Annotated in this window: 11 protein-coding genes; 4 read left to right on the forward strand and 7 right to left on the reverse strand. The window is 69.3% G+C overall.

Annotated features, from left to right (window positions below):
* Positions 1-25 precede the first annotated feature (25 nt).
* From gcvH to gcvPB, 3 genes are all read left to right on the forward strand, one after another.
* Entirely contained in the window at positions 26-400 is a 375-nt protein-coding gene (gene gcvH, locus AC1RRW_RS21830; protein ID WP_492903757.1) for a glycine cleavage system protein GcvH, read from the forward strand.
* A 144-nt stretch (positions 401-544) separates the two neighbouring features.
* Complete coding sequence (gene gcvPA / locus AC1RRW_RS21835) at positions 545-1885, forward strand: aminomethyl-transferring glycine dehydrogenase subunit GcvPA (RefSeq protein ID WP_492903759.1); 1341 nt, start codon at positions 545-547, stop codon at positions 1883-1885.
* Positions 1885-3459: an aminomethyl-transferring glycine dehydrogenase subunit GcvPB gene (gene gcvPB, locus AC1RRW_RS21840; RefSeq protein WP_492903761.1), complete on the forward strand. Its 1575-nt coding sequence runs from the start codon at positions 1885-1887 to the stop codon at positions 3457-3459. The genes gcvPA and gcvPB overlap by 1 nt, the downstream gene beginning before the upstream one ends.
* 33 nt (positions 3460-3492) lie before the next feature.
* Here the strand turns inward: gcvPB and AC1RRW_RS21845 are convergent, their stop codons facing one another.
* Complete coding sequence (locus AC1RRW_RS21845) at positions 3493-3624, reverse strand: hypothetical protein (RefSeq protein WP_492903763.1); 132 nt, start codon at positions 3622-3624, stop codon at positions 3493-3495.
* A 238-nt stretch (positions 3625-3862) separates the two neighbouring features.
* Between AC1RRW_RS21845 and AC1RRW_RS21850 the strand changes: the two genes are divergently transcribed.
* Entirely contained in the window at positions 3863-5113 is a 1251-nt protein-coding gene (locus AC1RRW_RS21850) for a L,D-transpeptidase family protein (RefSeq protein WP_492903765.1), read from the forward strand.
* 179 nt (positions 5114-5292) lie between these two features.
* Here the strand turns inward: AC1RRW_RS21850 and AC1RRW_RS21855 are convergent, their stop codons facing one another.
* From AC1RRW_RS21855 to AC1RRW_RS21880, 6 genes are all read right to left on the reverse strand, one after another.
* Positions 5293-5778 (reverse strand): F0F1 ATP synthase subunit B family protein, encoded by a 486-nt coding sequence (locus AC1RRW_RS21855; protein ID WP_492903767.1) that lies wholly within the window; start codon positions 5776-5778, stop codon positions 5293-5295.
* Between the two features lie 7 nt (positions 5779-5785).
* The gene (locus tag AC1RRW_RS21860) at positions 5786-6340 is read right to left on the reverse strand and encodes a F0F1 ATP synthase subunit B (RefSeq protein ID WP_492903768.1); all 555 of its coding nucleotides are present in this window, start codon (positions 6338-6340) and stop codon (positions 5786-5788) included.
* Between the two features lie 71 nt (positions 6341-6411).
* Positions 6412-6639, reverse strand: coding sequence for a F0F1 ATP synthase subunit C (locus AC1RRW_RS21865; RefSeq protein ID WP_114830240.1), 228 nt, complete (start codon positions 6637-6639; stop codon positions 6412-6414).
* A 69-nt stretch (positions 6640-6708) separates the two neighbouring features.
* Entirely contained in the window at positions 6709-7455 is a 747-nt protein-coding gene (locus tag AC1RRW_RS21870) for a F0F1 ATP synthase subunit A (RefSeq protein WP_492903770.1), read from the reverse strand.
* A 51-nt stretch (positions 7456-7506) separates the two neighbouring features.
* Positions 7507-7857: an AtpZ/AtpI family protein gene (locus AC1RRW_RS21875; RefSeq protein ID WP_492903772.1), complete on the reverse strand. Its 351-nt coding sequence runs from the start codon at positions 7855-7857 to the stop codon at positions 7507-7509.
* Positions 7858-7909: 52 nt separating this feature from the next.
* On the reverse strand, positions 7910-10065 hold a 2156-nt coding region (locus tag AC1RRW_RS21880), incomplete at its 5' end, for a coiled-coil domain-containing protein (RefSeq protein WP_492903773.1).

Here is a 10065-nt window from a genome sequence, read left to right on the forward strand (position 1 = left end):
CACTCATTCCAGTCGGGAGAAATCCATGTCCGAGACCCGCTACACCAAGGACCACGAATACATCCGCATCGAGGGCGACACCGGCACGGTCGGCATCACCGACTACGCCCAGGGCCAGCTCGGAGACGTCGTCTTCGTCGAGCTGCCGAGCCTCGGCAAGGCCGTCGCCAAGGGCGGCGAGGCCGCGGTGGTCGAGAGCGTCAAGGCGGCCTCCGAGGTCTATGCCCCGGTCTCCGGCGAGGTCGTCGCGGTCAACGGCGATCTGGAGGCCGCGCCCGGCGCGGTCAACGAGGACCCGGCCGGCAAGGGCTGGTTCGTCAAGCTCAGGCTCAAGGACGCCGCCGAGCTGGAGGGCCTGATGAGCGAGGCCGAGTATCAGGATTACGTCAAAACCCTCTGACCGCCTCGACCCGTCATCCCGGACAAGCGGCGAAGCCCCGCCGATCCGGGATCCATCATAGAGGATCGACGGCGCTCCAGGTGGATCGCGGGTCAAGCCCGTGATGACGGCCTGGATTGCATCGAACGCAATACGGAAGCACCCATGCGCTATCTGCCCCTGACCGACACCGACCGCCTCGACATGCTGGCGCGCATCGGCGTGCCCGATATCGATGCGCTGTTCTCCGACGTTCCGGCGGACCGGCTCCTGAAGGCTCCGCTCGACCTGCCGCGCGCCAAGGGCGAACTCGAGGTCGAGCGCATCATGGGGCGCATGGCGGGACGCAACGTCGCGGCCTCCTCGGCGCCGTTTTTCGTCGGCGCCGGGGCCTACAAGCACCATGTCCCGGCGACGGTCGACCATCTGATCCAGCGCTCGGAGTTCCTGACCAGCTACACGCCCTACCAGCCCGAGATCGCGCAGGGCACGCTGCAATATCTCTTCGAGTTCCAGACCCAGGTCGCGGCGCTGACCGGAATGGATGTCGCCAACGCCTCGATGTATGACGGCTCCACCGGCACGGGCGAGGCCGTTCTGATGGCCCACCGCGTCACGGGACGCCGCAAGGCGGTGCTCTCCGGCGGCCTGCATCCGCATTACGCGGCCGTGGTCCAGACGATTTCGGAGATGGCGAGCGACGACACGATCGTGCTGCCGCCCGATGTCGCGGCGAACGAGGACATCCTGGCGCAGATCGACGACAGCGTCTCCTGCGTCGTCGTCCAGTCGCCGGACGTCTTCGGCAATCTGCGCGATCTTCGCCCCATCGCCGCGAAGGCGCAGGCCCATGGCGCGCTCTTGATCGCTGTCTTCACCGAGGTCATGTCGCTCGGCGCGGTGACGTCGCCCGGCGAGCAGGGCGCCGACATCGTCGTCGGCGAGGGCCAGTCGATCGGCAACGCGCTCAACTTCGGCGGACCTTATGTCGGCCTCTTCGCCGCCAAGACCAAATATCTGCGCCAGATGCCGGGCCGGCTCTGCGGCGAGACGGTCGACGCCGACGGCCAGCGCGGCTTCGTGCTGACGCTCTCGACCCGCGAGCAGCACATCCGCCGCGACAAGGCGACCTCCAACATCTGCACCAATTCCGGCCTCTGCTGCCTCGCCTTCACCATCCACATGACGCTTTTGGGCCAGGCCGGGCTGGAGCGGGTCGCGCAGGTCAACCACGCCAATGCGGTCAAGCTCGCCGATATGCTCGGCGCGGTGAAGGGCGTCGAGGTGCTCAACGAGGCCTTCTTCAACGAATTCACGGTGAAGCTGTCGAAGCCCGCCGCCGAGGTGGTCGAGGCGCTGGCGCAAGAGGGCGTGCTCGGCGGCGTCCCGGTCTCGCGACTCCTGCCGGACGCCGGGCTCGACGACCTGCTGATCGTCGCCAACACCGAGGTCAACACGGATGAGGACCGGGCGGCGTTTATCGCGGCGCTCGCGGAGGTGCTGTGATGCTGAACCGTCAGGGACGTCCCACCCAGGCCGGCGCTACCGCGTCCGAATCCCGCCCCACCTTCACCGGCAACCGCGCGCTCCAGCAGATCGAGCCGCTGATCTTCGAGATCGGCCATCACGAGACGACCGGCGTCGATCTCGACGCGCCGGCTCCCTTCAAGTCCCGGCTCGGCGGGCACGCCCGCAAGGACGGCATCGGCCTGCCCGGCCTCTCCGAGCCCGAGGCGATGCGCCACTATGTCCGCCTGAGCCAGAAGAACTACGGCATCGACACCGGGCTGTTCCCGCTCGGCTCCTGCACGATGAAGCACAATGCCCGCCTCAACGAGAAGATGGCGCGGCTGCCGGGCTTTTCCGACGTGCATCCGCTCCAGCCGCTCTCGACCGTGCCGGGCGCGCTCGAATTGATGCTGGAGCTCGCCAGATACCTGATGACGCTGACCGGCATGCCGGCCGTCTCGCTGTCGCCTAAGGCGGGCGCGCATGGCGAGCTCTGCGGCATGATGGCGATCAAGGCCGCGATCGCCGCCAAGGGCGAGGGCGAGACGCGGAAAGTCGTGCTCGTGCCGGAATCGGCCCATGGCACCAACCCCGCGACGGCCGCCCTGATCGGCTTCGTCGTCAGGCCGGTGCCGGCGCGGGCCGACGGCGCCGTCGCGGTCGAGGACGTCAGGGCCCTGCTGGGGCCCGACGTCGCCGCGATCATGCTGACCAATCCCAACACCTGCGGCATCTTCGAGCCGCAGGTCGTGGAGATCGCCGCCGCGATGCACGAGGCCGGAGCGTATTTCTACTGCGACGGCGCGAACTACAACGCCATCGTCGGCAAGGCCAGGCCCGGCGATCTCGGCGTCGACGCCATGCACATCAACCTGCACAAGACCTTCTCGACGCCCCATGGCGGCGGCGGCCCGGGTTCCGGGCCGGTGGTGCTGTCGGAGCGGCTCGCACCCTACGCGCCGGTGCCGTTCATCCATCTCGACGGCGACAGGCCGCGCCTTGTCGAGCATGCGGCCGGGGCGCCCGAGGGCAACGTCCCCTTCGGCCGCATCACCGCCTTCCACGGCCAGATGGGGATGTATGTCCGCGCCCTGACCTATATGCTCAGCCATGGCTCGGACGGCATGAAGCAGGCGTCGGAGGACGCGGTGCTCAACGCCAACTACATCCGCGCCGGGCTGTCGGACCTGATGTCGCTGCCTTATCCGGATCATCCCTCGATGCACGAGGCGCTGTTCGACGACGAATGGCTCAAGGGCGCCGGCGTCTCGACGCTCGATTTCGCCAAGGCGATGATCGACGAGGGCTATCACCCGATGACGGTGTATTTCCCGCTGGTCGTCCACGGCGCGATGCTGGTCGAGCCGACCGAGTCGGAATCGAAGGCCTCGCTCGATCTTTTCGTCGCGACGCTGCGCGACCTCGCCATGGCGGCGAAGGGAAACGACAAGAGCCGCTTCACGGCCGCCCCGCACCACGCCCCGATCCGACGCCTCGACGAGACGCGGGCGGCCAGGCAGCCGGTGCTGAAATGGGTGAAGCCTATGCCGATCGCGGAGGCGGCGGAGTAGGGGCGGAGGTTTACGTCCGCGACCAGGGATCGATCAGGCTGAGGCCAGGCGCCCGAAGTCGCGGATGTTGCGTGTCGCCAATGTCAGATCATGGGCGACCGCCGTCGCCGCGATCATCCCGTCCATGGCGTGGACATTGACTCCCATACGTTGGGACAGCGCCATCAGGTCTCCCCAGGAGCGCGCCGTCTCAGATCGATATCGCGAATGCGTCCGTCGAAGCGGATCACCAGATCGCCATCGAGCGGCGCGTGACCAGTATGGTCGATGTGGTCAGCGGTGTGACTCTGTCAACGCATTCCGCAACATTCCGATACGTCCTTTTCCGTCGCCTTAAGGCTTCCTTGACCATGTGCGAGGGAAGCTCCCGTCACGCGCTATCGGCGCAGTCCGGGACCCGCCCATGTCCGTGCGTTTGATCAAGACCTCGCTTGCCGCCGCCTTCGCGCTTCTGCTGGGCGCGGGGAGCGCGCGCGCCAGCGAGCCGATCTACGGCCCCAACACCTATGACCGCACCCTGGAGGCCCTGATCGCCCATGAGGACATCGCCGCTCGCGGCGGCTGGCCTCGGGTTCCCGCGTCGGTGACGGCGCTCAAGCCCGACTCGCGGGGGGCCGATGTTGCGGTGCTGAAGCAGCGGCTGATGCTGAGCGGCGATCTTGCGCCGTCATCCCTGCCGGGAGACGTCTACGACGCGGCCGTCGTCGAGGCGGTGAAGCGCTTCCAGCGCCGCCACGGCCTGTCCGATCTCGGCACGGTCGGCGGCCTGACGCTGAAGGCGCTGAACGTGCCGGTCGAGACCCGCCTGAACCAGCTCACCGCGACGCTGGAGCGGCTGAAGAGCAAGGGTTTCGCCTTCGCCGAGCGCTACGTCGTGGTCAACATTCCCGGCGCCAGCGTCGAGGCGGTCGAGAACGGCGTCGTGCAGCGCCGCCACCTCGCGGTCGTCGGCCGCGCCGACCGGCAGTCTCCCGTGTTGCAGGCCAGCATCACCTCGGTCAATCTCAACCCCTACTGGACCGCGCCGACCTCGATCGTGAAGGCCGACATCATCCCGAAAATGCGAAAGGAGCCGGATTTCCTGGCGAAGTCGCACATGAAGCTGATCGGCGCGGAGAACCGCGAGATCGACCCCGCCACCGTGAACTGGGCCGGGCTGACCGCGCCCTATTTCACCGTCCGGCAGGATCCAGGCCCCGACAACGCCCTCGGCCAGCTCAAGATCGACATGCCCAACAGCGAGGCGGTCTTTTTGCACGATACGCCGAAGAAGAGCCTGTTCCGAAACGATGTCCGCTTCAATTCCTCGGGCTGCGCCCGGATCGAGGGCGTGCGCGATCTCGCCGCCTGGCTGCTCGAGGGCACCGAGTGGACGCTTCCCGCGCTCGAGGCCGAGATCGCCAAGGGCGAGCGCAGGGACATCCGGCTGAAAAAGTCGGTGCCGGTCGCCTGGGTCTATCTCACCGGCTGGCAGGGCGCGGACGGCCTGGTCCAGTTCCGTGAGGACATCTACGGCCTCGACACCCCCCAGGGCATCGTCACCTCGACGATCCAGCCGCGCAAGCCGAAGCCACGGCCGCTGCCGGCCCCGTCGCCGGTCGCGGGGACCGAGGCCAGGCCCGTCCCGGCCAGAAGCGCCGCGGCGGGCAACTGAAAAAATCATACTTGGGTCTTTCCAGAAACCACCGCGTCATCCCGGGTCAAGCCCGGGATGACGGAAGATGTTTCCGGGCGCGAAATCTCAAGATTGAAACGAAAATGCCGCGGTCCCGAGGGATCGCGGCATATTTTCGACGGCATTGTTATAAAAAAGCTGGTCCGCGACGTTAAGCCTCAGTTCAGCTTCGACTTCACCTCGCCGAGCCCGGCGGCGAAGAGCGTCTCTTCGGTCTTGCCGGCCATCTGGCTGCGCAGGATCACCTCGGCCGCCCGTGTCGCGGCTTCGGCCGCCGCCGTGCGCACCTCGGCCTCGGCCTGGATCTCGGCCTGCGAGATCTTGTCCTCGGCGGATTTGGTGCGGCGGGTGACGAAATCGGCGAGCTTGGCCTCGGCTTCGCTGGCCAGGCGCTCGGCGTCCTCGCGCGCGGCCGAGACGATCTGCTCGGCCTCGGCCTCGGCGGCCTTCCGCTTGGCCTCGTAGGCGGCCAGGATCGCGGCGGCCTCCTCGCGCAGACGGCGCGCCTCGGCGAGTTCGGCGGCGATCATCTCGCCGCGCTTGTCCAGCGCCGCGGTCACGGCCTTGGCCGCGCCCATGTAGACGGCGAGGCCGACGAAGATCGCCGTCGCGATCAGGACCCAGAAGGTCGGGTTGCTCAGCATGGTCCGCTCACCCCTTGGCCGTGGTCTTGACCGCGTCGTCGGCGACGGCCTTGCTCGGCGCCGTGCCGGTCAGTCGCGCCACGATCGCGGCCGCCGTTTCGGAGGCGATGCTGGCGACATTGCCCATGGCCCCGGACTTCATGGCCACGATCTTGGCCTCGGCCTCGGCGAGCCTGGCGGCGAGGTCGGCCTCGACGCTCTTGCGGCGGGCGTCGCTCTTGGCGTTGACCGCGTCGCGCGTCTCCTGCGCGATCGCCTGCGATTTCGCCCGGGCCTCGCTCAGGGACTTCTCATAGGCTGCGCCGGCCTTTTCGGCCTTCGCCTTCATGGCGGCGGCCTCGTTCAGGTCGCTGCCGATCCGCGAGGCGCGGTCGGCCAGGATGCCGCCGAGTCGCGGCACGATGACCTTGTCCACGACCCAGTAGAGAAAGCCGAAGGTGATCGCCAGCCAGAGCAACTGCGAGGCGAAGGTCTCGCTCTGGAACGGCGGAAACGCCCCGCCGGGTGCGGGCGCTCCGCCAGGGGCGGTGGTGCCTGTCGTGGTGGTGGCTGGCGTCGCCATCTTGGAACCTCATGGCGCGCCGCCGATCGCGGGCGGTCGGCGGCGCGGCTTTCGGGAACAGGGCTCGTCGATCAGACCGCGAACAGCAGCAGCAGCGCGATCAGCAGCGAGAAGATGCCGAGCGCTTCCGTCAGCGCGAAGCCGAGCAGCAGCGTGCCGCGCTGGCCTTCGGCCGCCGAGGGGTTGCGCAGCGCGCCCGAGAGGAACTGGCCGAACAGGTTGCCGAGGCCGATGCCCGCGCCGGCCATGCCGAGGCAAGCGAGACCAGCGCCGATGTACTTGGCAGCGATCGGATCCATGGGAAAAACTCCTTGAAAGGTCTGGTTCTGGATAAGGAAGGGTGGAGGACTACCTGCCGCTGACCGAGGTCAGTGGCCGGGATGCAGGGCGTCGTGGAGATAGATGCAGGTCAGGACGGCGAAGACATAGGCCTGCAGCACGGCGACGAGGAATTCGAGGGCGGTCAGCGCGACGGTGAGCGCGAGCGGCAGCGGCGAGAGCAACGCCCAGCCGCCGGCAAAGAGCAGGGTGGCGATGAAGCCGGCGAAGATCTTGAGCGCGATATGTCCGGCCAGCATGTTGGCGAAGAGACGCACCGAGAGCGAGATCGGCCGCGAGACGAAGGAGATCACCTCGATCGGCACGAGGATGATCAGCATCAGCGGATGCACGCCCGACGGCACGAACAGCCCGAGGAAATGCGCGCCGTGCTTGTAGATGCCGTAGATGATGACGGTGAAGATCACGAGCGCGGCGAGCGCGGCGGTGACGATCAGATGGCTCGTCACCGTGAAGGCGCCGGGCACCATGCCGAGCATGTTGCAGAACAGCACGAACATGAAGAGCGAGAACACCAGCGGCAGGAACTTCATGCCGTCGTGCCCGGCCGAGTCCCGCACCGTATTCGCGACGAATTCATAGCCCATCTCGGCCAGCGACTGGATGCGGCCGGGGATCAGCGAACGGTTGCGCGTGCCATAGACGAAGAGCAGGACGATCAGCGCGACCGCGAGCACCATGAACAGCGCGGAGTTTGTGAAGGCGATCTCGCTCTTGCCGATCTTGCCGAACGAAATGATCGGCTTGATCTCGAATTGTTCGATCGGACTGGCCATCTCTCGCCTTCAGCTCCGCTGCCGGATCGGGCCTGACGGGCCTCCGGGTCTCTACTTGGGGCTCGACTTATCGCCAGTGCGAGATTTCATCAACCCCGCTGCGCGCGCAACGTTGAAAAAACCCGCGCAGGTTCCCAGCAGCAGCAGCACGATCATCCCCCAGGGCCCGGTCCCGAGCCAGCGGTCGAGCGTCCAGCCGGCGCCGGCGCCGACGACGATGCCGGCGATGAACTCGGTCGAGAGCCGCATCGCCTGCCCGATTCCGGACATGCCGGCGGATCGGCCGGCTGGTCCGGCGGCCTCGCCCCGGCGGGGATCGGCCTGGCGCAGGCCGGCCCCGAGCTGGTCCAGCCGGCGCGACAATTCGGCCTCGTCGGGGCCGCCTGGATCGTTCTGGGGCATGAAAAAATCTCGAAGGTGAGCGGGGAGGCAAGCGCAGTTCCGCCGGGCAATCTCAGACCGCCTCGCGGATGCGCTCGGCGGTGTCGAGATCGACCGAGACCATCTGGCTGACGCCGCGCTCGGCCATGGTGACGCCGAAGAGCCGGTCCATCCGCGCCATGGTGATGGGATTGTGGGTGATCAGGATGAAGCGCGTCTGCGTCGTCCTCGCCATCTCGTCGAGCAGGCCGCAATAGCGCTCGACATTGGCGTCGTCGAGCGGGGCGTCGACCTCGTCGAGCACGCAGATCGGCGAGGGATTGGTCAGGAACACGGCGAAGATCAGCGCGGTCGCGGTCAGCGCCTGCTCGCCGCCCGAGAGCAGTGTCATCACCTGCGGCTTTTTGCCCGGCGGGCGGGCGACGATCTCGAGGCCGGCTTCCAGCGGATCGTCCGAATCGACCAGCGTGAGCTCGGCGGTGCCGCCGCCGAAGAGCACGCCGAAGAGCCGCTGGAAATGGCCGTTGACGATCTCGAAGGCGGCGAGCAGGCGCTCGCGGCCCTCGCGGTTGAGCGCGCCGATCGCCTGCCGCAGCCGGCGGATCGCCTCGGTCAGGTCGTCGCGCTCGGCCGACAGGCTCTCGCGCTTGCCAGCGACCTCCGACAGTTCGTCCTCGGCGCGCAGGTTGACCGCGCCGAGCCGCTCGCGCTCGGCCTTCAGTCCGGCGAGCCGCCGCTCGACCGCCTCCGCTTGCGGCAGCGTCTCGCCCGCCGCCACGCCGGCGATCTTGCCCAGGCCCGCCGGCGTCGTCTCCAGCCCGTCCCCGATCTGCCGCTCGACATCGGCGACGCGCTGGCGCGCCGCCTCCAGCCTGGCGTCGGTCGCGGCGCGGGCCTCGCGCGCGCCGGCGAGCCCTTCGAGGCCGGCCCGCGCTTGCCGGTCGGCCTCCGCCAGGGCGGTCTCGCCCGCGGCCAACGCGTCGGCCGCCGCGCGTCGCGCCGCTTCGGCCAGTTCGATCCCGGCGACGAGCCTCCGGCGCTCGACCAGATAGGTGTCGGGCGCCTCCAGCAACGCCGCCTGCTCGTCTGCGATCGCCGCGATCCGGGCGCGCATCTCCTCGATGCTCCGGCCGCTGGCCGCCGCGCGCTCGCGCCAGGCCGCGATCTCCGATGCGATCGCAGCCCGGCGGCGCGTCCTCAGCTCCGCCTCGCGCGCCAGCGTCTGGACCCGGGCGCGGGCGTCCGAAGCCGTGGAACGGCGCTCGGCCAACACGGCGCGCGCCTGCAACAGCGCGTGATCGAGCTCGGTCGAGGGCGGCAGCGCGGCGATTGCCTCTTCCTGCGCGCTCGCCTGCATGGCCGCCTCGGCCATGCCCTGGCCGAGCCGGCCGATCGCCTCGGTCAGCGCCGACCGCCTGGCCGCGACCTCGCCGGCCTTGCGCTCCGCCGCGGCAAGCTGCTCGCGCGCCTGATCGAGCGCCCGGCGCGACAGCCGCACCGCCTCCACGGCCGTGGCCTCGGCCTGGGCCGACTGGCGTGCCGCGAGCGCCGCCGCATCGAGCCCGTCGCGCGCGGCTTCCGCCGCCTCGCGCGCAGCCTGCGCCTCGCGTTCCAGATCGCCGAGCCGGTTCTTCTCGGCGAGCCGCCGGGCGGCGGGAGAGGGCGCCTCGGCCGCGCTCACGAAGCCGTCCCAGCGCCAGATGTCGCCTTCGCGCGAGACCAGCCGCTGTCCGGGCTTCAGCGCCTCGCGCAGCCGCGGACCGTCGCCGCGCCCAACCACGCCGATCTGCGCCAGTCGTCGCGCCAGCGCGGCGGGCGCGCGGACATGCCGCCCCAGCGGCTCGACGCCGGCCGGCAGCGCCGGGTCGTCTCCGCCGGCTTGCGTCTCGCGCCAATGCGTCGGCGCCGCGGCGTCGGTCGCGGCGTCGAGATCGTCGCCGAGCGCCGCGCCGAGCGCCGTCTCGAACCCCTTGGCGACGGTGATCGCCTCGATCACGGCCGGGAATAGGTCGCCGGCCGCCGGCGCGAGCAGCTTCCGCAGCGTCCGGATCTCGGTTTCCAGCCGCTGCGCCGTGCGGTCGGCCTCCGCCAAGGGGCTGCGCAACTGCGTTTCCCGCTCGCGGGCCGCGGCGAGCGCGGCGCGGGCCGCGGCGGCCGCGCCGTCCGCCTCGGCCATCGCCGTCTCCGTCGCGGCGACGCTCGCGCGCAGCGCCTCCAGCGGCGTCGCGG

The organism is Allobosea sp. GW821-FHT12C12 (assembly GCF_058807355.1).

Bases quoted from the DNA above. Each gene is read 5' to 3' on its own strand.
- gcvH (WP_492903757.1), top strand. From the start codon at position 26: ATGTCCGAGACCCGCTACACCAAGGACCACGAATACATCCGCATCGAG.
- gcvPA (WP_492903759.1), top strand. From the start codon at position 545: ATGCGCTATCTGCCCCTGACCGACACCGACCGCCTCGACATGCTGGCG.
- gcvPB (WP_492903761.1), top strand. From the start codon at position 1,885: ATGCTGAACCGTCAGGGACGTCCCACCCAGGCCGGCGCTACCGCGTCC.
- AC1RRW_RS21845 (WP_492903763.1), bottom strand. From the start codon at position 3,624: ATGGCGCTGTCCCAACGTATGGGAGTCAATGTCCACGCCATGGACGGG.
- AC1RRW_RS21850 (WP_492903765.1), top strand. From the start codon at position 3,863: ATGTCCGTGCGTTTGATCAAGACCTCGCTTGCCGCCGCCTTCGCGCTT.
- AC1RRW_RS21855 (WP_492903767.1), bottom strand. From the start codon at position 5,778: ATGCTGAGCAACCCGACCTTCTGGGTCCTGATCGCGACGGCGATCTTC.
- AC1RRW_RS21860 (WP_492903768.1), bottom strand. From the start codon at position 6,340: ATGGCGACGCCAGCCACCACCACGACAGGCACCACCGCCCCTGGCGGA.
- AC1RRW_RS21865 (WP_114830240.1), bottom strand. From the start codon at position 6,639: ATGGATCCGATCGCTGCCAAGTACATCGGCGCTGGTCTCGCTTGCCTC.
- AC1RRW_RS21870 (WP_492903770.1), bottom strand. From the start codon at position 7,455: ATGGCCAGTCCGATCGAACAATTCGAGATCAAGCCGATCATTTCGTTC.
- AC1RRW_RS21875 (WP_492903772.1), bottom strand. From the start codon at position 7,857: ATGCCCCAGAACGATCCAGGCGGCCCCGACGAGGCCGAATTGTCGCGC.